We start from the raw sequence: 24101 nt of genomic DNA, 5'->3' as shown, positions 1-24101 counted from the left end.
CACCACCTCAATTATTCTATGGTCTTTGTGTCATCAACGGGCTAAGTCAAAAGGTGTCTTGCGGAAAATCAGCCAGTGCATGCCTAGCACCATGGCTTCATCGATAGCATCGATATAATGGAAAGCGGGCTGATTGGGTTGTTGCTGCAGCAATGGATTTTTTTGGATCGCGTCTAGGAGATCGGTTTTTACTGCATCACTGCTGGCTAAAATGATACAGTGGGGGGCAAAAGCTGCATTGTAAAATGGCAGTATGCTTGTCAGGCGCTGGACCAAAGCCGTGCGGTCTTGCGGTGCACCTTGATCCAAGTAGCCGGGTAAAAATTTTGCCTCTCCCGCTAGGGCATCTTTTCCTTCTAAAAGCGCACCATTGACTAGGAGCGTGATACCGGGCATGCTTTTTTCAGGATTGTACATGCCAACGATGGTTTGCTGCAAGGAGATCTGTTGGGCGATGCAATAGCCGATCGTTAAAATATGGGCATCGTTTTGACAGTAGAAGGGCAGTGCAGTGACCTCTGCCACGAGGGCTGCCAGCTGCCAGCCGTTAAATTTTTCATACCAGCTGGAAGTCACGGTTCCTCCACTGATTTTTCCTGGTAAAAAGAGGGCGATCTGTTCCACAGAAGGAAATAATGCCAGCTCGTTCGTTACACATTCTTGAAAGCGATGAGGGGCAACATCAGGAAAGGGCTGGTCGTGTTTTGCCAAAACCTTCCCCTTGCGGTCGATCAGCATGGACCAAAGAGCCAAGGAGCCATCGTGATCGATAAAGCTAAGCAAAAGAGAATGACCTCGGTCTTGATTTAGCTGATAGGTCACTGCTGGTCGTCCTAGCTCTTTTTGCTCCAGCGGACCTTTCGTGATTTCCCCCTCTGTTAACAATTCTTTTAATAATGAGTTAGTGGTGACCATGCTGATGCCGGTTTTCTTCACTAAATCGGAGGCGAATAATGCCCCGTTTTGAAACAAAGTTTTTAAAACCAGCTGTTTGTTTTGCTGGCGAATGGTATGGGTGGTAGAAGCCATAAATGTTCTCCTTAATGAAGTGATTTAATTAAGTATACCGACGGGATGAAACGATGTAAAGTTTTTAAAAGACTGACTTGACGGAAAACTTGAAAATAAGTATACTTAATTAATAACGTTAATTAAGTGATTTGGAATGAAGAGGACACGAGGTAGAGGGGAAGAGAAACGTATGATCAAATTAGTCATCACAGATTTAGACGGTACATTTTTGAACAGCCAAGGCAGTTTTGATCGGCCTTATTATGAACAAGTCAGCCAACAAATGAAAGAAGCGGGTGTTGCTTTTGCTGCGTGTACCGGCAAACAGTGTGAACGAGTGGAAGAACTGTTTGGTGAAGCAGCAGCGGATGTTTGGATTCTTGGGGATAGCGCGACCCGCATCAAACATCAAGGAGAGTACATCTTTGAATCGCTGCTGCCAAACGAATTAGGGCGGCGGATCATTGCGAAGCTCGCTGCGATTGCGCAAGATCATGTGATCATCGCTTGTACACCGACTGCGGCGTACATTGCTGACACAACCAATGAAGCGGATGCGCAGAAAGTGCGTGGCTCTTATCGGGTGGTCAAAACGGTGGCGGATTATCAAACTATCACAGAAGATTTTGTGAAGCTCACTATTTTTGATCCCAAACTACGTTGTTTTGAGCATGTCCAACAGTTAAGCGAATTTACCAATGAAGCGTACATCGTGGCTTCGGAAGCCGCTTGGATCGATATCACCAATCAAGGCGTCCACAAAGGAACGACTGTGGCACACTTGCAAGAATTGCTGCACGTCACACCCGAGGAGACAATGGTTTTCGGCGATGGCTTGAACGATTTGGAGTTGATGGCAGCTGGCACGTTTAGTTTCGCCATGAGCAATGCCTTTGAGGAAGTCAAGGCAGCGGCAGCGTTTGTGACCAAATCAAACGATGAAAATGGCGTGCTGAAAACTATCGAACGTCTGTTACCGCTACAAATGAAACAATAAAAAAATCGCTCCCTGGCAGGGACAGCGTGCACTTTCAATTGACTGAAAGTAGACTGCTGCCTGTTGCTAAGGAGCGGTTTTTTCGTTATGCATGTGGTTGACTGACGCTATAAGGATAGGCATCGGCTGACCACTCTTTGCTGCGAGGGACGATACCTAGCTGGAAGTTCAATGTACCACCGGCAGTCAATTCTTGGTGGGTGAAAAATAATCGCTCGAAGGGTTCTTCGTTCAATGTAATTTTATCCACGAAGAGCTGTTGCGGCGCATTGGGCGTGCTCTTGATCACTAAGTCTTTGCCTGAAGCAAGATGCAGTGTTGCTTGATCAAATAAGGGCATGCCAATGACATATTCGCCTGTCCCCGGTGTGACTGGATAAAAGCCCAAGGCATTGAAGATGTACCAACCAGCCATGCTGCCGTTGTCTTCATCGCCAGGAAAGCCTTTTGGTGAGTCATTGAAGCACTGTGTCAGTAGCTGCTTGATCAAGGGCTGTGCCATTTCTGGTTTGCCCAAATAGCTGAATAGATACGGATAGTGGAAGCTTGGCTGATTGGAGATCGCCAGCTGACCAAAATCGAGTGCGGCCATCTCACTCATTTCATGGATCTCGAACCCGTAACCTTCTGTCGTATAGCGAGGTTCTTGATTGCACAAGTCAATCAGTTTTGCTTCAAAGGCCGCTTTGCCGCCGTGTGCAGTGATCAAGCCAGCGAAATCATGGTAAACAGCAAAACTACTTTGCCACGCACTGCCTTCTGCATAATCCAAGCCCCAGCGTGTGTCACTAAACTCTGGACGAAAAGCGCCATCTGGGTCTTTTGCCCGCATAAAGCCGGTCTCCTGATCGAAAATGTTGCGGTAATTTTGCGATTGCTGCTGATAATAGTCTGCTTGCTCGTCACCCAGCTGTTGCGCGACTTGTGAGATACAAAAATCACTGTAACAATAATCAAGGGTGTGATTGACCGATTCATGATGCGTCAATGGCACATACCCGTAAGTCAAATAGTCCGTCGTGCCGCGCCGACCATAATTGGGATTTTCACTTTGGACGGTGGCACCTTTTTTCATCGCTGCTAAAAATTTGGGCATCAAATCGGGACGGATACCTTTTACTGCGGCATCAGCGATCACGGCATCGATCAGCGTCCCGGGCATCAACCCCCGCTCATCAGGTGATAGCCATTTTGGTAAAAAGCCGCTTTCGCGATAACTGTTCAAAAAGCCTTCCAGCATGTCTTCCAATTGTTCGACAGCCAAGAGTGAAAAGAGCGGGTAGACAGTTTTATACGTATCCCAAAAGCCGTTGTTTGTGTACAGTGGTCCTGGTTTGATCGCTTTTGCCAAGGTATCCCAGTGCACTTTGCAACCCTCTTGATCGATTTCGAAGAAGGTTTGAGGAAACAAGAATAAGCGATAAAAATTATGATAAAAAGTAGAAACTTGTGCTTGATCGTGATGCTCGATCTCGATTTTTTGCAAAAAATGATTCCATTGCTGTTGGACAGAAGCCAGATAATCGGCAGGAGCCCATTGCTGTTCCCGCTGCAAGTTCAAACAAGCTTGTTCGCGACTGAGAAACGAGGTTGCAAAACGGATCGTCTGTGTTTGGCAATCATCAAAGCGGAGAACGACGAAGGCTTCTTTGCCTGTCAAGGCACCTTCGATCGCCGTGATGGGTGTTTCAAAACGATAGACGAAATGGATGGTGAAGCTTTCGTCTTCGCATCCTGAAAATACGATCAGTTGACCAGCCACTGTCTGTTCATCCAACTGTTCTAAGACATAGTCACCCGGCAGTGACAAGCCAAGACCCGGCTGATCCCCGCAGTTTTCAATAGACAGCACACCGCCATACATACTGGGAATCAACGTCGTTGTTGTTAAATACCGCTGCGTCTTGATTTTAAGAAAGGCTGGATTAAAGGTGCTTTCTTCCGGACGATACGAGCTTTGCGCATGGAAAAGGGTATTTTCAGAAAGCGTGCCGTTTATCGGCAGCATCGTCAGATGGCTGAAATCACCCATCCAAGGGCTAGGCTGATGGGTGATGCGAAAGCCCTGAAAGGTTCGATCTTCTGGATGAAACCACCAACTGCCTCGTTGATCACTGGTTTGCGGGGCAAAGTAGTTCATGCCAAAAGGAACCCCTGTATAAGGCAGGCAGTTGCCATGGGAAAAACTATATTGGTTGTCTGTTCCGTGTCGTGTGTCGATCATTGATACGTTCACTTGGTTCACTCCTTTAATTGGGTTGATTCTCTTTTGATCAAAGAAACAGCCACTAAATGGGTGGTCGTCTCCATTGGTACTGGGGGTGCTGCCTTCGCAGCGTTGATTTTCTCAATCACTTGGTTTCCTGCCAAGCGCCCCATCTCCGCAAAATTCTGCCCGATGGTCGTTAGTGCTGGATCAACGAGGGCAGCGGCTTGGATATTATCGAAACCAACCAGGGAAATGTTGGCAGGGACGTGCAAATCTGCTTGACGCAGTGCACGCATCAATTCGATGGCGATCAAGTCATTTTCACAGACGGCTGCCGTGACCTGATGTTCTTCCAGGTAGGCAAGCGCATTTGCGATACTGGCAGCTGTGTCGTCGAGCTTGGTGCGAAAGGTTCTTTGGGCTTTTTTCAGCGCATCGATGTAACCTAGATAACGCTGACGGACGGATTGTGGATGATGGGTATCACCAAAAATATAAGCGATCCGTTGATGCCCCAACGCAAGTAAATGCTCCGTAGCTAGCTGTCCACCTTGAAAGTTATCTGGCATGACCGCTGGAAAATCAAACTCATGCAGCTTTTTATCTAAGGTCACGATAGGAAAGTGTTTTTCAGCACATTCGAACAGCAAGTCATAGTAAGAAAACGTATTGCTGGCGTAATAGATCAGGCCGTCGAATTCTTGCATCAGCTCAGCTGCCGTCGTTTTTTCCAAATAATCCACTGGTGTCATCAAAAGTTCAAAGCCGTGTTCTTGCATCACGGGGTAAATGCCTTCGGTAAAGTTTCCTAAAGAGAGATCATTGGCAAAGGGCAAGACAAACAAAATACGTCCAGTCGCTTTTTTTTCCTTCAATTCTCGGACAAAGCTGCCGCTGCCTTGCACGCGATAGATCAGCTGATTTTGTTCCAGTTCCGTCAAGGCTCTTTTAGAGGTGATCCGACTGACTTGGTATTGTTCAGATAGTTCTTTTTCAGTAGGGACACGACTGCCCGGAGCTAATCGCCCTTCAACGATGGCTTCGTGAAGCTCCGAGTAAATTTTTTTATATAATGGTTGTTTCATAAGAAAACCCCTTTTGATATATCATATTTGTTAGCATACCATAAACCGATAAAAATGAAAACCCTTTAATTATTTTGAAAAAGCGCTAGACATTCACATGATTCATGATATACTAGGTTCGTAAATTGATATATCAAATCAGGGAAGGTGATGGAATGGTTTATAAAGAAATACCAACTTCAGTAGCAACATTTATGGAAACGATTACGGATCTATGCGGAGAAACGCATGCCGATTGGGCGAAAAATTTTAATGCAGCTTTTGCTAATACACTATTAACGACGGTCAAGCGTCATGAGGATGGCACGACCTTTTTACTGACGGGGGATATTCCAGCCATGTGGCTGCGAGATTCCACTGCGCAAGTTCGTCCGTATTTAGTGATCGCCAAAGAAGATGAAGACTTAGCAAGTATGATCAGCGGGTTGGTCAAGAAGCAATTCTACTATATTACGATCGATCCTTACGCAAATGCCTTTAACGAATCAGCCAATGGCGCTGGCCACCAAACAGACGATACAGAAATGAACGATTGGATCTGGGAACGCAAATATGAGATCGATTCTTTGTGTTATCCGATCCAACTGGCCTATCTGCTATATAAAAACACAGGCAGAACAGATCAGTTCAATGATGATTTTGTAACAGGCATCAAAAAAGCCTTGGAGGTGTTTGTAACAGAACAAAACCATGAGGAATCCCCGTATCGCTTTGAACGGGATACCTGGCGAAAAGAAGATACCTTGACTCATGACGGCAAAGGCGCGCCGGTGAAACCCGTTGGCTTGACTTGGTCAGGTTTTCGACCAAGTGATGATGCCTGCAAATACGGCTATTTGATTCCCTCCAATATGTTTGCGGTGGTGGTCTTAGGCTATATCCAAGAAATCTTTACGACGGTTTTAGAAGACACAGCGATCGTGGCACAAGCGAAAAAATTGCAAGCAGAGATCGAAGCAGGGATTAAAGCATACGGGTTGACCAAAAATCAAGCTGGCGAAGAAGTCTACGCGTATGAAGTGGATGGATTCGGCAATGGCACACTGATGGATGACAGCAACGTGCCGAATTTGATCGCCGCCCCTTACTTGGGGTATGGCAGTATGGAAGATCCCCTTTATCTTCAGACCCGTAAAACGTTGTTGAGCAGTGAAAATCCGTATTTCTATGAAGGCAAATACGCTAAAGGCATTGGCAGCTCTCATACGCCAGAAAATTATGTGTGGCCGATCGCCATGGCAATGGAAGGCATGACCGCCACTGACAAAGAAGAAAAGAAACGAATTTTGGATCAGTTAGTGGCGACAGATGCGGGTACAAATTTGATGCATGAAGGGTTCGATGTCGATGATCCTTCGCAATACACGAGAGAATGGTTCTCTTGGGCGAACATGATGTTTTGTGAATTGGTCATGGATTATTTCGATATCCGAGTGGAAAAATAAGCAGCACGACCCACGACCGTTCGAGTGACACAAAAAGCAGTCCAACGACGCAAACAGCGAGGAGTAAAAATCAATGAAGAAACAAGTTTATATCATCTCTCACAGCCACTGGGATCGGGAATGGTACATGCCTTACGAACAGCATCACATGCGGCTAGTTGAATTGATGGATGATCTTTTAGAGTTAATTGAAAATGACCCTGAGTTCCACAGCTTCCATCTAGATGGGCAGACGATCATCTTGGATGACTATTTAGAAGTGCGACCTGAAAAACGCGAAGCGGTCAAAGCGGCCATCAAACAAGGAAAATTACAGATCGGTCCGTTTTATATTTTGCAAGATGACTTTTTGATCAGTGCTGAATCAAACACCCGTAATATGCTGATTGGAATGGCAGAAAGCAAAAAGTGGGGCACCCCTGTTATGTTGGGGTATTTCCCAGATACTTTCGGCAATATGGGGCAAACCCCGCAAATGATGCTGCAAGCCAATCTTGAAAGTGCTGCATTTGGACGTGGCGTCAAACCAATCGGCTTTGACAACGAAGTTTTACCCGATGATCAATTTACTTCCCAATATTCTGAAATGCATTGGGAAGGACCAGATGGCAGTCAAATCTTTGGTCTACTTTTTGCCAACTGGTACTCCAATGGCAATGAGATTCCGGTGGATAAAGCAGAAGCCGAAGCTTTTTGGACGCAAAAATTGCAAGATGTAGAGAAATTTGGTGCCACCAATCATTACTTAATGATGAATGGGGTCGATCATCAACCTGTCCAAAAAGACATTTCGGCAGCGATTCGTACAGCTAACGAGCTTTTCCCAGAGTATGAATTCAAACACGCCAGCTTTACCGAATACCTTGAAGCGGTGCAAGCAGATCTGCCAGATGACCTAGGAACTGTCACCGGTGAATTGACCAGTCAAGAAACCGATGGTTGGTATACTCTAGCCAATACCGCCTCTTCCCGAGTCTATCTGAAACAATGGAATACAAAGGTTTCCCGCCAATTAGAAAATGTCGCTGAACCATTAGCAACTATGGCTTATGAAGCAAGCGACAGCTATCCTCACGATATGTTGGATCATGCGTGGAAAACACTGATGCAAAATCATCCTCACGACAGTATCTGCGGCTGTTCAGTGGACGAAGTACACCGAGAAATGATGCCGCGCTTTGAAAAAGCCAATGAAATTGGTAAGTTCGTGGCAGATGAAGCGTTACGCAATTTAGTAGCCGCCATCGACACGAGCAGGTTTCCTGAGGAGAGTCGTCCCTTTGTGGTCTTCAACACCACTGGCAGCACCCGTTCTGGTTTAGTGGAAGTCGTGATCGAACTTGAGCGTAAAACATTCCGTGAAGGATTGCCAAGCAAGCTTTACCACGAATTATTGGCGAAGCCAAAAGGTTCTTATTCGGTGATCGATGAACAGGGGAAACCTGTTGCTGCGATCATCAGTGAAGAAGAGGTCCTTTTTGACTATGAATTGCCTAAAGATGCCTTTCGGATTCCTTTCATGAAACGCTTTGTCACGGTCCAAGTAGAAGCAAACCAGTTGCCGGAATTCTCATGGCAGACCTTTGCCCTAGTGGAAAAAGCCGCTACGCCAGTAGAGAGTGCACCGATCGTTTCAGAAGGAGGGCGTAAACTTGCCAACGCACATTTGGAAGCCGTCATTACTGAAAACGGCAGCTTGACGATTACAGACAAAGCAACCCAAAAAACGTATCGCAATTTACTGGTTTTCGAGGATGTGGGGGATATCGCCAATGAGTACATCTTCAAACAACCAGAAGGGGATCAAGCAATCTTATCGACGCAATTTCCGCATCAGGTGACGATCGAACAAAACGATCCGCTGGTGGGAATTGTGCGACTGACACAAGAATTACAGATTCCTGTTTCAGCAGATGACCGTTTGTTAGAAGAACAAAAAGCTGTCGTCGATTTCCGTTTCCGTAAAGCACAGCGGAGTCAAGAATTGGTTGCTTTCAAGATCGAGACGGAGATTCGCTTAGAACGAACCAGCAACCGCCTGGCATTTAAAACCACCGTCAACAACCAAAGCAAAGATCACCGACTGCGGGTTTTATTCCCAACAGGGATCATCACGGATTTCCATGAAGCTGACAGCATTTATGAAGTCGTAAAACGGCCGAATCAGGTTTCCAGTCATTGGGAAAACCCAACGAATCCGCAGCATCAACACGCCTTTGTCAACTTGCATGATGAAACAGGCGGCATGACGGTTTCTAATTTTGGTTTGAACGAATATGAAATCGTGAAGGATCAGATCTGCTTGACCTTGTTGCGCTGTACGGGAGAGCTAGGCGATTGGGGCTACTTCCCAACACCAGAAGCGCAATGCTTAGGCAGCCACACCTTTGAATATGGCGTAGCCTGTCATGGGGCTCCTGAAGAACGTTATGAAACGTATCGCCAAGCACAAGCTGCCCAAGTTCCTTGGACGGCAAGCCAGACCGACAAGCATCAAGGCAAGCTAGCCAGCAGCAACCAATACATGGAAGCTCATGGAACAACGGTAGCTATCACCGCCTTAAAACGCAATCGCCAAGACCAGCAGATCGTTTTGCGGGGCTATAATTTGGCGGATCAAGCCACTGCCTTTCATGTGCAAAAAGAGCAGGCGACACTCTGTCTGTTGAACCTATTAGAGGAAGAACAAGCATCGTCCGTCAATGAGCAATTACACCCATATGAAATTCGAACCATTGGAGTAAAGGAGTGAGAAATGATGGTTTACGGAGGAATTGAAGCCGGCGGCACAAAAATGATTTGTGCCGTTGCCGATGAACAGCTGACGATCATCGCCCAAGAGTCGATCCCAACGACAACGCCAGAGGAAACGTTAGCGGCGATCTTTGCCTTTTTCGATCCCTACGATCTCGTGTCATTAGGGGTCGGTTCCTTTGGTCCGATCGGGATCGATCCAACCCAAGCGACCTATGGCCACATACTAGCCACGCCGAAACAGGGCTGGCAGCAGTTCGATTTTCTCGGTGCGTTGAAGAAGCGCTACCCAGAGACAGCATTTGCTTGGACAACAGATGTCAATGCTGCCGCTTATGGAGAATTACGCCAAGGAGCGGCACAAGGCAAAGACAGCTGTGTCTATTTGACGGTCGGGACCGGCATTGGCGCCGGGGTCGTTCGTGAAGGAAAGATTTTCGAAGGGATCGGTCATCCAGAAATCGGTCATACCTATGTCAAACGTCACAGTGAAGATATGTATGCTGGTACATGCCCGTATCACGGCGACTGTCTGGAAGGATTAGCCGCAGGGCCTTCTTTGGAAGGACGTACGGGGATCAAAGGACAAGACTTGCCGCAAGCGCACGAGATTTGGGGGTTGCAGGCCTTTTATCTAGGGCAAGCGCTGGTCAATATCACGTTAACTTTAGCACCTGAGATAATCATTTTAGGCGGTGGGGTCATGAATCAGCCGCATTTACTCGCTCAAATCCAACAAGCCTTCCTGAAACAAATGGCAGGCTATATGGAGACACCACCAGTGGAAGACTACATCGTCACTTGGGGCTTGCCGAACAAAAGTGGCATTATCGGCTGTCTCTTGTTAGGCAAAGAGCAGGTGACTGCCCATGACTAACCTGCATTTTCCTAAAGATTTTTGGTGGGGAGCCGCTGCCAGCGGTCCGCAAACTGAAGGACGAACGGCCGATGATGGCAAAGGCGATTCGATTTGGGACTATTGGTACGCAACGGAACCAGAACGCTTTTATCAAAAACGGGGACCCAAAGATACCGTCCAGCTGCTGCAGCGTTACCCAGAAGATGTGGCGCTGATGAAAGAGATCGGTTTTAATTCTTTTCGAACCTCGATCCAGTGGAGTCGCTTGCTGCCAGAAGGAAGAGGGGCGGTCAATCAACAAGCGGTGACGTTTTATCGCGAGTACTTCGCCACTTTGATCGATCATGGCATCGAGCCCTTCATCAATTTGTATCATTTTGATATGCCGATGGCACTGCAAAAAGAAGGCGGCTGGCTCAATCGCGAGACTGTCACAGCATTTGCAGATTATGCCGCTTTGTGTTTTGAATTGTTCGGTGATCAAGTCCGCCGTTGGTTCACGCAAAATGAACCGATCGTGCCAGTGGAGATGGGGTATTTGTATCAACAGCATTACCCAGCAGAAATCAACTTGGCACATGCGGTGCAAGTCGGCTACCATGAAGCACTCGCCAGCGCTTTAGCGATCCAACGCTTCCGTCAGTCTCAGCAATCAGGCGAAATCGGCATCATCTTGAATTTGACACCGACCTATCCGAAAGATCCGAATGATGAAAAAGATGGCCAAGCGGCGCAACTGGCAGATGCCTTTTTCAACCGTTCCTTCTTAGATCCAGCGGTCAAAGGCACCTTTCCGGAAGAATTGATCACTGTCTTAAACGAGTTGGCGATCATGCCAGAAACCAGAGCAGAAGATTTGCAGATCATTAAAGAAAACACGGTCGATCTCTTGGGGGTCAACTATTATCAGCCGCGGCGGGTGCAGCAAAAGCGTTCTGCCAAAACAGCGGACACTCCAATGCCAGAAGATTACTTCGATGTTTATGATTGGCCAGAAAAGAAAATCAATCCCCATCGAGGCTGGGAAATTTATGAACGAGGCATTTATGATACCTTGATCAACCTACGAGACAACTACGGCAATATCCCTTGTTATATTTCAGAAAACGGCATGGGAGTCGAAGATGAAACACGCTTTATCGATGCCAGCGGTCAGATCCAAGATGAGTACCGCATCACCTTTATCAAAGATCATTTGCGGTATGTTCACCAAGCAATCCAAGAAGGCAGCCGGTGCCGCGGGTATCACATGTGGACTTGCATGGATAATTGGTCTTGGCTGAATGAATTCAAAAATCGTTACGGGTTTATTGCCGTTGATTTGGCTACCCAAAAACGCACCATCAAAAAGTCAGGTGAGTGGTTCCGTGAAGTGATTCAGCAAAACGGCTTTGTCGATTGATCCTTTGTAAAAAACAACTCAATGAAGCGTCCTATCTTGCAAAAGGTAGGACGTTTTTCTGGTTTTTAGAGAATAAAAACAAAATATAAACAAAGACCTTTAATTTGTTTCATTTTATCTTTAGTTTGTTCCTTATTTTTTAGGGATGAAAGCGTTATTCTAGTAGCATGAAGGAGATGATGAGATGTGAAGAAAAAGGGGTTTTGGAGGAATGTCTGGCAATACAAAGCGTTAATATTGATGGCTTTGCCAGGTGTTGTCTGGTTTATCTTTTTTTTCTATATACCTGTATTCGCAAATGTGGTGGCGTTCAAAGATTTCCACATTTCACCAGACGGCTTTTTTGCCAGTTTGAAACAAAGCCCGTGGGTCGGCTTTGATAACTTTAAATTTTTATTTGCATCCAATGATGCTTGGCTGATCACTAGAAATACGTTACTCTACAATATCGTATTTTTAGCATTCAACCTATTCTTTGCGATTGCCTTTGCCATTATAATGAGTGAGCTACGCAATAAGCGTTTGGTAAAAGTTTATCACACGATGTCACTGTTGCCGTACTTCCTTTCTTGGGTGGTTATTTCGTACTTTGTCTATGCCTTTTTGAGTCCAGACAAAGGGATCATCAACCAATGGATCACGGGTATGGGCGGTGAAGGAATCAACTGGTATGCTGATCCGAAATGGTGGCCGTTTATTTTCGTCTTTATGAATGTCTGGAAGAGCTTAGGTTACAACAGCATCATCTATTATGCGTCAGTGGTCGGGATCGATCAAACGTATTACGAAGCCGCGATGGTCGATGGCGCCAGCAAATGGCAGCAGATTAAAAATGTGACGTTGCCACAACTGATTCCAATGATTTCCGTCTTGTTGATTTTGAACATCGGTGGGATCTTCCGTGCCGACTTCGGACTTTTCTATCAAGTCCCACGAAACTCTGGGGCGTTGTACCAAGTCACCTCCGTTTTAGATACGTACATTTATAATGGACTGACTGCCACAGGCGACTTCGGGATGACCGCAGCTGCCGGCCTTTATCAATCAGTGGTTGGGGCATTATTATTACTAACAGCGAATTTGGTTGTTCGTAAACTAGAACCAGATTCAGCATTATTCTAAGGAGGATGGATAAATGAAGAAAAAAGTAACGAAAGTCGAGATCCGCTCCTTTAACCCAACGGTCAACCTGATTTTTAATATCGTGATCGGTCTGTTCGCGATTTCCTGTGTCTTGCCGTTTCTCTTTGTGATCGCGATCTCATTGACCAGTGAAACCTCTTTGGCAGAAAACGGCTATCGCTTTTGGCCACAAGAATTTTCGTTCGCAGCATATACCTACCTGTTTAGCGGACAAATGAGCAGCAAAATTTTCCAAGCATTTGGCGTATCTATTTTTATCACTGTTTTTGGTACCTTCGTCAATGCAACGATGACTTCACTATATGCCTATGTCATCTCTCGCTCAAATTTTCCATTCCGTCGGTTCTTTACGATCTTTGCTTTGATCACCATGTTGTTTGCGCCAGGGATGGTTGCCAATTACTTAGTGATGGTCAACTTGATCCAATTGAAAGACACGATTTGGGCGTTGATTTTACCCCTTGCCTTAGGGCCTTTTAATATCCTTGTTATGCGGACCTTCTTTAAAAAGACGGTACCAGATAGTATTATAGAATCTGCGCGCATCGACGGTGCCAGCGAAATGAAGATTTTTCTGTCCATCGTGTTGCCCTTAGCGGTTCCAGGGATCGCAACGATCAGTCTATTTGCCGCTCTTGGCTATTGGAACGACTGGTTCAATGCATTGTTGTATATTCAAAAAGACTCTTTAGTGCCGTTACAAGCACTTTTGATGCGGATTCAAAGTAACTTGGACTATCTAGCCAAAAGCTCTGGTATGGCTGCCCAGATCCAAGGTGGTTTGGCCGCTTTGCCAAGCGAAACTGCTCGCATGGCAATCGTTGTTGTTGCAACCTTACCGATTGCGATCACCTATCCATTCTTCCAACGGTATTTTGTCGGTGGTCTGACAATTGGTGGCGTCAAAGAATAATCAAATGAGTATAGGGAGGAAACAAAAATGAATTTGTGGAAAAAAACAGCTTTTGCTGGGATGGCCGCAGCGGCAACTTTGGGAATGGCTGCCTGTGGGTCGAACGGCGCAACATCCGATTCAGAGAACAATGCAGACGGCGTAACGACTTTATTGATGTATCAAGTCGGGGACAAGCCAGAAAACTTTGATCAATTAATGGAGATCGCTAATAAACGCATTGAAGAAAAAACCAACGCTCGCATCGATCTGCAGTACATCGGCTGGGGAGACTGGGATCAAAAAATGAGCACCATCATTTCATCGGGTGAAAACTACGATATTTCTTTTGCCTCAAACTATGTTGCCAATGCGCAAAAAGGCGCGTATGCAGATTTGACGGAGTTAGCACCAAAATATGCCAAAGAAGCGTATGATCAATTAGACGAATCTTATATCAAAGGCAATACGATCGACGGAAAATTATATGCCTTTCCAGTCAACGGCAATATTTATGCCCAACAAGTCTTGACCTTCAATAAACAATATTTAGACAAATATGATTTGGATATCAGCGGGATCGAATCTTATGCAGATGCCGAAGACGTGTTGAAGAAGTTCAAAGAAGAAGAACCAAACATCGCACCGTTTGCGATCGGACAAACCTTTAATGTTTCTGGAAACTATGATTATGTGATTGGGAAAGATTACCCATTTGCTGTCAAATTGGATGGCGATACAACGAAGATCATCAATCAATACGAAGATGATGAACAAATGGAAAACTTGAAATTGATGCACAAATGGTACAACGAAGGCTTGATCCCAACCGATGCAGCCACCAATACAACTGGTTACCCATTAGAAGGCAACACATGGTTCATGCGTGAAGAAACCCAAGGACCAATGGATTACGGTGATACGATCTTAAGCAATGCCGCAGGTCATGAATTGGTTTCACGTCCAATCACGAAACAATTAAAATCAACCGGACAAGCGCAAATGGCAAACTTTGTCGTAGCGAATGTTTCGAAAAACAAAGAAAAAGCAGTGGAAGTGTTGGGCTTGTTGAACAGCGATCCTGAATTGTTGAATGGATTGGTTTGGGGTGTCGAAGGTGAAGCATGGGAAAAAATCGAAGGCCAAGACAACAAAATCCGTCTCCTTGATGGCTACTTGCCAAATACCCGGATGGCTGCTTGGAACACTGGGAACAACATGATCCTTTACACACAAGAATCCATCACAGACGATATGATCAAAGAGCGTGATGAAAACATCGCTAACGCGGAAGCATCACCAATCTTAGGGTTCAACTTCAAGACTGATAACGTGAAAACAGAAATCACGAATATCGCCAATGTCATGAACCGTTACAAAGCAAGTTTAGCAACCGGAACGATCGATCCAGAAGAAAATGTTCCGAAACTAAACGAAGAATTAAAAACCGCTGGCTGGGAGAAGGTCCGCGATGAAATGCAAAAACAATTTGATGAGTACCGCGCAAGCCAAGAATAAGCAACAGGTGGTTCTCATAAATCAATAGATCAAGCAAGCCGGAGGCTAAACGCATCAGGACCAATGGTTCCCACGTCTAGCTTTTGGCTGCTTTTTCTTTTAAAGTAAATAGCAAAATCTTTGATAAAAAACGTTACTTTTGTTTTTAACGTTCAAACAGCAAGCATGTTGCATCTAAAACGTACATAGCATTAAAAGATTCTCAGGTAGCTTGAGTAGGAAGCTGAAATCATGCTACATTTTCGGTAGGGAACAAATAAGGGAGGAATTTTAAATGGAAGAAACAGCAAATAGCGGGTTGGTCAAGGGCTTTCGCTTGATTTGGGCGATCGTGAAGTTGAATTTGTTTTTTGTCGTATTGACGCTTGCCGGTGGGGGAATCTTAGGGATTGGTCCAGCGTTTCATACCATCAGTGCTTTGATCCACGAAGATGGACTAAATTATGAGAATCAAAGTTTTCGTAGCGCATGGCGCATTTGGCGCAACGTCTTTGTCAAGGCCAATAAGCAGTTTTATCTGTTCTTCCTACTGACAGGGTTCTTAGTGTATAACCTGTATTTAGCTACCCAGATCCAAGGCTTGATTTGGTTGATGATCTCTTTTGTTTTAGTTGTTGTCAGTGGATTGAGTATTTTACTGTACCTGTTAAGTGTGGTTTTTGACACGTCTTATGAGATATCCTTGTGGAATAACCTGAAATTGTCCTTTGTGTGTCTGTTTCTTCATATGGCGACCTTTCTAAAATTGCTGGTTGGGATCGCTAGTATTCTAGTTTTTACTTGGATGATGAAAGGGCTCTTGCTCTTTGGAACCTTCAGCTTACTGATTTTATGGTGCCATGTGGCGATCAGTCAGGAAAAAAACGTCATTGATCGGGATTTGGCACATGACTAAGTGGCGTTTTCGTTTGTTCAAACACGATTTTTTGATCAATCAGTTGATGCAGCTGTACAGTGTACTCTTGGTGATCATCTCCATCATTATTATGTTGGTCCTGACCGCTTATACCGGAGCGGATCGTTTTACTACGAGTGAACGTTTAGTGGAGAGCACAAGCTTGCAGCTGGATGCTTACGTGCAAGATCAAAATACCGTTGTTTCAACGGTACTTGGCGAATTTACTAGTTCAGATACCGCCTTTGAATCATTACGCAACTATTTGCAGCTTTCATTGCCAGATTATTTTTCCTATAGTAATGATATTTTTCGCCAGACGGGACAGAGTGTATACTTGCCCAATATTCTCTATCGTTTGATTCGTAATCATCCTAGTATCGAAGAGATCATCATTCAATTGGATGAAAGCAATGAGACATTAGTGGCAACGCCGGATACACCTTATGGAGAAAAACACAGCGGCAAACAGATTGATTTAAAAAATCGTCTGTTTTTTGTTCGTTCGATCGCCCAACCAAGTAATTATGCCCAGCCCTTAGGACAAGTCTACGTGATCTTTCGTTCAGACGATGTTTTAGCCAATCGACAAGAAGACAACCAAGTTCATGGAATCAACAGTTTTTTGTTTACCTCAAATGGTCAGCGCCTTTACAAGGATGCCACGAACCTCAGCAAGGAAACTTTAGCCAAAATTGATCAGGCGGTTGCTCACGGAACCATTCACGACACTCTTTCGAAAGACTTTTATATCAAAAAACAAACCACTGTCAGCGGAGAAGTGTCCCTTGTTTTGTTGTCAAAAAGGGTGATTTGGCGGGATATTTTTTCCAGCGCCATTTGGATCTTTAGTTTTGGGATTGGGATTCTATTATTGGTCCTATGGGTGCTTCATCGCACCTTTAAGCGCTATACATCGCAAGTAGAGCAGATCGTCTATGCGACGAAAGAAGTCAGCCAAGGGAATTTTGACAAACGGATCGATACCGCCAATGTCCAACAAGAACTGAAAGAAATCGCAGAAGCCATTAATCAAATGACTTACAGTATCAACGAGTACATCAAAGATATTTACACACTGGAGATCAAACAACGGGATGCCGACATGCGGGCATTGCAAGCCCAGATCAATCCGCATTTTCTCTATAACACCTTAGAATACATTCGAATGTATGCCTTGAGCCGCAACCAAGAAGAGCTGGCGGATGTCGTCTATGCTTTTTCGGCCCTATTACGGAACAACACGACGCAAGAAAAGACGAAGACCTTAAAAGAAGAAATCGATTTTTGTGAAAAATATGTCTACTTGTTTCAGATGCGCTACCCAGATAAGATCGCCTATCATGTAACCATCGATCCGGCATTAGAACAGTTGGAATTGCCGAAGTTCACACTGCAGCCACTTGTCGAAAACTATTTTGTTCACGGCATCGATTATCAGCGCAATGATAACGCCATCAGTATCAAAGCTTATAAAGAAGCCGGTCAAATCGTGATTGAAGTCAAAGACAACGGCAAAGGCGCAGATCCGCAGCAGTTAGGGATGATTCATGAAGAATTGCAAAATCAGGAGATCGGAGCCCAAACCTCGATCGGGATCAAAAATGTTCACGAACGGTTGCGGGGGATGTTCAACGGCGCCTATCAAATGGATGTTACGTCTCAAGCAGCCGCTGGGTTTACGGTCAAGATCCGTCTAGATGAAAACAGTTTGCAAAGGGGGCATGAGGCAGATGTATAAAGCAATGTTCGTTGACGATGAATACATGATCTTGCAAGGGCTGCAGATGATCTTGCCTTGGCAAGAGCTGGGCTTTGAGGTGGTGCATACAGCGAAAAGTGCTAGTGAGGCTCTCGAGTATCTACAAGAACATTCCGTTGATTTGCTGATCACGGATATTCGGATGCCAGAAATGAACGGCATCGATATGATCCGCCAAGCGCAAGCGTTTGGGAATCGATTCTTCTCGATCATTCTCTCAGGCTATCAAGAGTTTGCCTTTGTCAAACAAGGCATGGCGTTAGGTGTGCGTAATTATCTGGTCAAACCTGTTAACAAAGAAGAACTGCGTAGCAGTGTTCAAGCAATTGCAGCTGAGTTAGAGGAGCAGCAAAAACTGTTGGCAGAAAAAGAACTTTATCAAGAATCAAGCCTGCTGCTTTGGTTGAATGATGAATTGAACGAAAGCGAGTACCTCCATTTGCTGGCGCAGCAGAGGGTGCCGTTAGCAGCACCCTTTACCGTTTTGCAGTTCAATGGGACTGCCGAGATCTTACAAAAAATCACGACGTTTTTTCAGCAACACGATCAGCCATTGATCTTACCAGGGCGATTAGATGAAAACCAAGTGATCATTACCGCAGCCGGACCAAGACAACAAATCAACGCTGTCTTAAAAGCATTAGCCCAGCAACTTAATAGTAAAGACTGGCAGTTGATCATGAGCGAAACCATCAACGAGTGGGAGAATTTGTATAAAGCCTATGAGAAAATCAAGCAAGTTCAATCACTGCAAGCCTTCTACCCAGATCTGTTCTTACAAGAACAGACGATCCACGTGGATATATTAGAGCGAAACGAAGAACTCCCGTTTCTATCTTTTAACAAAGCACTGACCATCGGGGATGTTAAAACGATCCAACATGAGTTGGATAAAATGTTCGCTATTTTGGAACAAACCCAAGCAGACCCTGAGCATGTTCGTTATGTTTCTTTTTTATTGTTCAATGATATTTATCGGCAACTGCCGGTGCTTTCCCAAGAAAACCATGAGCAGATTTTAGCACGAATCCGCGAGTCCAATACATTGGCAGATTTGCGGCAACTCTTTGATGATGTGCTGGAATTGGCTAAATCACAACCGCCGCAAAAACGTTATTCAGAGATCGTTCAAAAGACGATCCAGCTGATTGAAGAAGGTTATACCCATGATTTGACGGTCAAATCAGCGGCAGAAGAACTGCACGTTAGTGTTGTTTATTTGGGGCAGCTCTTTAAGAAAGAAACGGAAATGAGCTTTAATCAGTATGTCAATCTGGTGCGCATCAAGCAAGCCCAACAGCTGCTGCTTCATTCGAAAGCCACGATCAGTGAGATCGGGGATCGCATTGGTTACAACAATACCAACTATTTTTCCAAAATGTTTAAGAAATTGAATGGTTTGACCCCCAAAGAGTTTCGCGATACCTATGAACAGCATTATGAATCCCTTGATTGAATTTAGATTTCTTCAAAAAAAATCCGGTTTTTGTGATTAAATGATAGTAATTGTGACGCTTTCACGGTAAACTAAGAGAGGAAAAATAAAGAAGAGAGCGTGATGTTGTGAAAGAAACCAAAAAATTTGCACAAGTTTTGATAGGTACCGGGCTGATTGCGTTAGCCATATCCTTATTGATCACTGCCCATCAAGGATATGATACGATCAGTACGTTTTTGTTAGGAATTTTGAATTTTATCGATGTCCCTTTTTGGATAGCCAGTTTGTGTTTTAACATTGTTGTTTTGTTGATCGTTGCAGTCTTTGATCGTGCCGAATTAGGCATTGGCAGTTTTATCAATGGGATCGGCTTAGGCTTGTTGATTGGGATCTTTGAACCAGTGATGGACAAAGTATCAATTCATTTGCCTTTCTACCCATGGATCGCTATTTTCGCTGCACCGATCTTATTTGGCATCGGCGCCGGCATTTACGTTTCTTCCAACAAAGGTTCAGCGGCGTTAGAAGCCTTGACGGCCTTGATCTATAAACGAAGCAAATTGACCCAAAAAACGATCCGTATCGGCTTGGATGCTGCGATGGTCTTGATCGGTTTTGCGTTAGGCGCCAGTGTTGGGTTAGGTACTCTCTTGTGTATCGTCTTTATTGGCCCAATCTTTGAAGCCACCATGAAAACCATCGCTGCCCGAAGGAAAAACGCCTAGCCTTGAGAATAAGTCGGAAAAAGCTGTCTGTGAGGGCAGCTTTTTTGCTGCTTCCATTTAAGGAAATCATCTGAAGAAAGAGGAATCCTGATTTCCTTAAGATTCTCTGGGTAAAAAAAGTGTTTTCTCCATGGTTCCCGGCTGATTGGACTTGGTATACTGATAAGACGAGTAAAGGAGAAGTGAAAATGAAAAGTTATCGTTCGACGATTGCGGCTTGCTTTGTAGGGTACATCGTTCAAGCCGTGATCAATAATTTTGCCCCCTTATTATTTTTGACCTTTCAAAGCCAATACCAGCTACCAATCAGCCAGATAACTTTGTTGGTCAGTTTTAACTTTTTGACTCAGTTAGCCGTCGATTTTGCAGCAATCTTTTTTGTAGACCGTATCGGCTATCGTATTTCGATCGTAGCGGCGCATTTTTTTGCAGCGATCGGCTTGATTGGTTTAGCCATTTTTCCCTTATGGTTTCCGACCCCGTTTAGCGGATTATTAGCAGCGGTTTTGCTGTATGCCATTGGCGGTGGCTTGCTGGAAGTTTTAGTCAGTCCCATCGTTGAAGCCTGTCCAACGGAACATAAGGAAAAAACGATGAGCATGCTGCACTCGTTTTATTGCTGGGGGTACGTGGGGGTCGTTTTGTTCTCAACGGCGTTCTTCATGGTGTTCGGTATTCAACAGTGGCCGATTTTAGCGATCGTCTGGGCGCTGATCCCGTTGGTCAATTTGTTTTTCTTTACCAAAGTCCCGTTGGCGCCAATCGTTGCCGAAGGAGAACGAGGGTTGACCACTCGGCAGCTCTTTTCCTTGAAAAGCTTTTGGCTGTTTCTGGTGATGATGGTCTGTGCTGGAGCCAGCGAACAAGCAGTCAGCCAATGGGCATCGACCTTTGCTGAACAGGGCTTAGGTGTTAGTAAGACACTAGGCGATTTGGCAGGACCGATGGTTTTTGCCTTGATGATGGGGATCTCCCGCTTGCTTTACGGCAAATTTGGAGAACGAATCGATTTGAAACGCTTTATGTTTTTGAGTGTTTTGCTTTGCCTACTGGCGTATATGATGATCGGCTTTGCTTCATTGCCATTGATCGGGTTCCTTGGCTGCGGCTTAAGCGGTTTTGCCGTAGGGATCATGTGGCCGGGGGTCTTTAGTCTTTCTGCGCAATACATTCGCAACGGCGGGACGGCGCTATTTGCTTATTTGGCATTAGCGGGAGATCTAGGATGTTCAATCGGACCCGCTGTCGTCGGTAGCATCGTCGAATGGACGGGACAACAGCTGCAGGTTGGGATTTTAGGTGCGATCATTTTCCCGATCATCTTGCTGGCAGGAATTTATTTGGTTCAACAAATGCACAAAAAACGACAGCTTCCGTTGCTGGTTTTTCAAGAATCCACAAAAGAATAAAAAAATTTTGGAGCAAATGCCGTCTTTTCATGGTATTTGCTTTTTGTTTTCTGAAATTCCTCTAGTCAAGATAGTTTCTATCCGCTATACTTTGACTTATTCATTTAAAAAGGAAGTGATGTTGTGAAAAGTCAATTGAAAAAAGAAATCAGTTTTTTTGGGGCATTATCGACAGTAATGGGAACGGTGATTGGCGCCGGCGTGTTTTTCAAAGCAGCGGCTGTGGTCCAGCAGACCCAATCGACTGGATTGACCTTGTTGGTTTGGCTGCTTGCCGGCTTTCTAACGATTTGCGGCGGTTTGACCGTGGCAGAGTTAGCGACGGCGATTCCTGAGACCGGCGGACCTATTCGATATATCGAAAGAATTTATGGGAAATTACCCTCCTTTTTATTAGGCTGGGCACAAAGTATCATTTACTTTCCAGCGAACGTGGCGGCTTTAAGTATTATTTTCGCAACACAATGTTTGAACTTATTTCATCTACCTAGCAATTATTTGCTTCCTTTATCGATTTTGACCGGAACGAGTGTGACCTTGATTAATCTTTTGGGAACAAAAGCTGCAGCTCAAGTCCAGTCCGTCACCTTAGCAGTCAAGCTGATTCCGATTGCGGTGATTATCGTGGCTGGCCTGATGACACCAGGGCAAGTATCGGTCTCATTGGTGGATTTTTCTTCCAATACTCAAGGCTCCCTTGCAGCTGGTATCAGTAGTGCCCTCTTAGCAACCCTTTTTGCTTATGATGGCTGGATGGGGGTCGGCAATGTCGCTGGAGAAATGAAGCGACCCGAAAAAGATTTGCCTAAAGCCATCATCTTTGGGTTGAGTTTTGTTACCTTGGTGTACGTGTTGATCAATGTTGCTTTTTTAAAAACATTGCCGATCGATCAAATCGCTGGTAATTTGAACAGTGCCTCAGAAACTGCGATGGCCTTGTTCGGCAGTTTTGGCGGAAAACTGGTCACGATCGGTATCTTGATCTCTGTTTATGGCGCATTGAACGGCTATACAATGACTGGCTTGCGGGTCCCATATGCGATGGCGTTGGAAGATGAGATTCCTTTCAGCAAGACCTTTGCCACTTTAAGCAAAACCACCAATGCACCCTATGCGGCGGCCTTTTTACAATTAGGGATCGCTTGTATCATGATGCTTTTAGGCACCTTTGATCTTTTGACCGATATGCTGGTTTTTGTTATGTGGTTCTTTAGTGTATTATTGTTTGTAGGAGTTTTTCGTTTGCGAAAAACAGAACCACAGATGAAGCGTCCGTATAAAGTTCCCTTCTATCCAATCATTCCCTTGATTGCGATTTTAGGTGGCTGTTTTATCTTGATCATGACCTTGATCACTGACACGTGGTTAGCAGTCGTGGGAATCGGCGTGACATTACTAGGAATTCCCGTTTTTTATGGAAAAGCAAAAGGAAAAGCGAGAGGGGCGAAAGAATGAAGATCGTTGTACTTGATGGCTATGCGTTGAATCCAGGGGATTTGGCTTGGCAAGGGTTTGAAGAATTAGGAGAGGTGACGGTGTATGATCGTACCTCATATACAGATAAACAAGAAATAATTGAGCGAATCGGTGATGCCGAAGCGATTTTGACAAATAAAACACCGATCACCGCTGATGTGCTCAAAGCATGTCCGCAATTGACCTACATTGGGGTACTAGCAACTGGATACAATGTCGTTGATTTGGCAGCAGCGAGGGAACAAGGAATCACCGTGACCAATATTCCTAGCTACAGTACCAATGCAGTGGCACAAGCGACCTTTGCTTTGCTGCTGGAAGTGACGAACCAAGTGGGACACCATAATCGTTCCGTGCATCAGGGTGACTGGCAAACCAGCAAAGATTTTTCTTATTGGCAGACGCCATTGATGGAATTGGCAGGCAAAACGATTGGGCTGATTGGATATGGTGCGATCGCTCAAGCAGTTGCCACGATCGCACATGCGTTTCAATTGAAAGTAATCTACTTTAATCATCGACCAAAACCAGCACAAGCTGCTTGGGCAAAACAAGTGTCGTTGGCGGAACTGTATCAAGAAGCAGATATCATTAGCCTTCATGTTCCACAGTTTCCTGAGACAGAAAAAATGATCGATCGCACAGCTTTGGCACAAATGAAACCTTCTGCGATCCTGATCAATACCTCGCGTGGCGGCTTGATTGATGAAGCAGCAGTTGCTGAAGCGCTGAAAACCGGGCAGATTGCAGCCTTGGCGGCAGATGTCGTCTCGAAAGAACCGATTGCAGCGGACAATCCCTTGTTGCAAGCACCAAATTGCTATTTGACGCCGCATATCGCTTGGGCGCCCGTCGAAACCCGACGTCGTTTGATGGGGATCGCTGTGGCGAACCTAAGCGGCTTTAAAGCAGGTACAGCGCAAAATGTCGTGTAAGCAAAACGAGCAATTAAAAGGACTTTGACAAAGCAGGCGACTAGTAAAGCAGTTAGTCTCGCCAACACAGTAACCATTTCGACCAGTCATCTAGCCTCATAAGGTGGTCGGTCGTAGGACTGGTGGTTTGTCTAAGTCTTTTTTTG

18 protein-coding genes are annotated in these 24101 nt (G+C 45.1%); 15 read left to right on the top strand and 3 right to left on the bottom strand.

Features of this window, described 5'->3' with window-relative positions; all coding sequences use genetic code 11:
- Positions 1-33 precede the first annotated feature (33 nt).
- Complete coding sequence (locus IGJ74_RS12575) at positions 34-1029, bottom strand: ROK family protein (RefSeq protein ID WP_087664952.1); 996 nt, start codon at positions 1027-1029, stop codon at positions 34-36.
- A 172-nt stretch (positions 1030-1201) separates the two neighbouring features.
- Here IGJ74_RS12575 and IGJ74_RS12570 point away from each other — a divergent pair, with 172 nt between their 5' ends.
- Positions 1202-2008: a Cof-type HAD-IIB family hydrolase gene (locus IGJ74_RS12570; RefSeq protein WP_042890481.1), complete on the top strand. Its 807-nt coding sequence runs from the start codon at positions 1202-1204 to the stop codon at positions 2006-2008.
- A gap of 85 nt (positions 2009-2093) precedes the next feature.
- Here IGJ74_RS12570 and IGJ74_RS12565 read toward each other — a convergent pair whose 3' ends face one another.
- Positions 2094-4244, bottom strand: a complete 2151-nt coding sequence (locus IGJ74_RS12565) for a GH92 family glycosyl hydrolase (RefSeq protein ID WP_087664951.1) — start codon at positions 4242-4244, stop codon at positions 2094-2096.
- A 5-nt stretch (positions 4245-4249) separates the two neighbouring features.
- Positions 4250-5302 (bottom strand): GntR family transcriptional regulator, encoded by a 1053-nt coding sequence (locus tag IGJ74_RS12560; protein ID WP_087664950.1) that lies wholly within the window; start codon positions 5300-5302, stop codon positions 4250-4252.
- A 155-nt stretch (positions 5303-5457) separates the two neighbouring features.
- Between IGJ74_RS12560 and IGJ74_RS12555 the strand changes: the two genes are divergently transcribed.
- The 14 genes from IGJ74_RS12555 (at position 5458) to IGJ74_RS12490 (ending at position 23955) form a co-directional block, all read left to right on the top strand.
- Positions 5458-6747: a glycoside hydrolase family 125 protein gene (locus tag IGJ74_RS12555; protein WP_008378962.1), complete on the top strand. Its 1290-nt coding sequence runs from the start codon at positions 5458-5460 to the stop codon at positions 6745-6747.
- 73 nt (positions 6748-6820) lie between these two features.
- Positions 6821-9499, top strand: coding sequence for a glycoside hydrolase family 38 C-terminal domain-containing protein (locus IGJ74_RS12550; RefSeq protein WP_218193211.1), 2679 nt, complete (start codon positions 6821-6823; stop codon positions 9497-9499).
- Positions 9500-9502: 3 nt separating this feature from the next.
- Complete coding sequence (locus tag IGJ74_RS12545) at positions 9503-10378, top strand: ROK family protein (protein ID WP_005234751.1); 876 nt, start codon at positions 9503-9505, stop codon at positions 10376-10378.
- Positions 10371-11762: a glycoside hydrolase family 1 protein gene (locus tag IGJ74_RS12540; protein ID WP_087664948.1), complete on the top strand. Its 1392-nt coding sequence runs from the start codon at positions 10371-10373 to the stop codon at positions 11760-11762. Before IGJ74_RS12545 ends, IGJ74_RS12540 begins: the two co-directional genes overlap by 8 nt.
- 240 nt (positions 11763-12002) lie before the next feature.
- Positions 12003-12884: an ABC transporter permease gene (locus tag IGJ74_RS12535; RefSeq protein ID WP_086294872.1), complete on the top strand. Its 882-nt coding sequence runs from the start codon at positions 12003-12005 to the stop codon at positions 12882-12884.
- Positions 12885-12897: 13 nt separating this feature from the next.
- Complete coding sequence (locus IGJ74_RS12530) at positions 12898-13818, top strand: carbohydrate ABC transporter permease (RefSeq protein WP_005225516.1); 921 nt, start codon at positions 12898-12900, stop codon at positions 13816-13818.
- A 27-nt stretch (positions 13819-13845) separates the two neighbouring features.
- Positions 13846-15315 carry an ABC transporter substrate-binding protein gene (locus IGJ74_RS12525; protein WP_016613578.1) on the top strand — a complete coding sequence of 490 codons (1470 nt, stop codon included), beginning with the start codon at positions 13846-13848 and terminating at the stop codon, positions 15313-15315.
- Positions 15316-15589: 274 nt separating this feature from the next.
- Positions 15590-16210 carry a DUF624 domain-containing protein gene (locus IGJ74_RS12520; RefSeq protein ID WP_016613577.1) on the top strand — a complete coding sequence of 207 codons (621 nt, stop codon included), beginning with the start codon at positions 15590-15592 and terminating at the stop codon, positions 16208-16210.
- Positions 16203-17951 (top strand): sensor histidine kinase, encoded by a 1749-nt coding sequence (locus IGJ74_RS12515; protein ID WP_218193210.1) that lies wholly within the window; start codon positions 16203-16205, stop codon positions 17949-17951. The genes IGJ74_RS12520 and IGJ74_RS12515 overlap by 8 nt, the downstream gene beginning before the upstream one ends.
- The gene (locus IGJ74_RS12510; RefSeq protein ID WP_086373171.1) at positions 17944-19428 is read left to right on the top strand and encodes a response regulator transcription factor; all 1485 of its coding nucleotides are present in this window, start codon (positions 17944-17946) and stop codon (positions 19426-19428) included. The genes IGJ74_RS12515 and IGJ74_RS12510 overlap by 8 nt, the downstream gene beginning before the upstream one ends.
- A 107-nt stretch (positions 19429-19535) precedes the next feature.
- Complete coding sequence (locus tag IGJ74_RS12505) at positions 19536-20135, top strand: YczE/YyaS/YitT family protein (RefSeq protein ID WP_005234774.1); 600 nt, start codon at positions 19536-19538, stop codon at positions 20133-20135.
- A 188-nt stretch (positions 20136-20323) separates the two neighbouring features.
- Positions 20324-21544 (top strand): MFS transporter, encoded by a 1221-nt coding sequence (locus IGJ74_RS12500; protein ID WP_042890478.1) that lies wholly within the window; start codon positions 20324-20326, stop codon positions 21542-21544.
- 123 nt (positions 21545-21667) lie between these two features.
- On the top strand, positions 21668-22999 hold the full coding sequence (locus IGJ74_RS12495) for an APC family permease (protein WP_008378950.1): 1332 nt from the start codon (positions 21668-21670) through the stop codon (positions 22997-22999).
- Positions 22996-23955 (top strand): D-2-hydroxyacid dehydrogenase, encoded by a 960-nt coding sequence (locus IGJ74_RS12490; RefSeq protein ID WP_218193209.1) that lies wholly within the window; start codon positions 22996-22998, stop codon positions 23953-23955. Before IGJ74_RS12495 ends, IGJ74_RS12490 begins: the two co-directional genes overlap by 4 nt.
- Positions 23956-24101: the final 146 nt, after the last annotated feature.

Origin of the sequence: Enterococcus sp. AZ009, assembly GCF_050548785.1 — a bacterium.
GTDB classification, from domain to species: domain Bacteria; phylum Bacillota; class Bacilli; order Lactobacillales; family Enterococcaceae; genus Enterococcus_D; species Enterococcus_D entomosocium.
The sequence above is the reverse complement of the archived record's forward strand: the minus strand, read 5'-3'. Positions and strand labels throughout refer to the sequence as shown.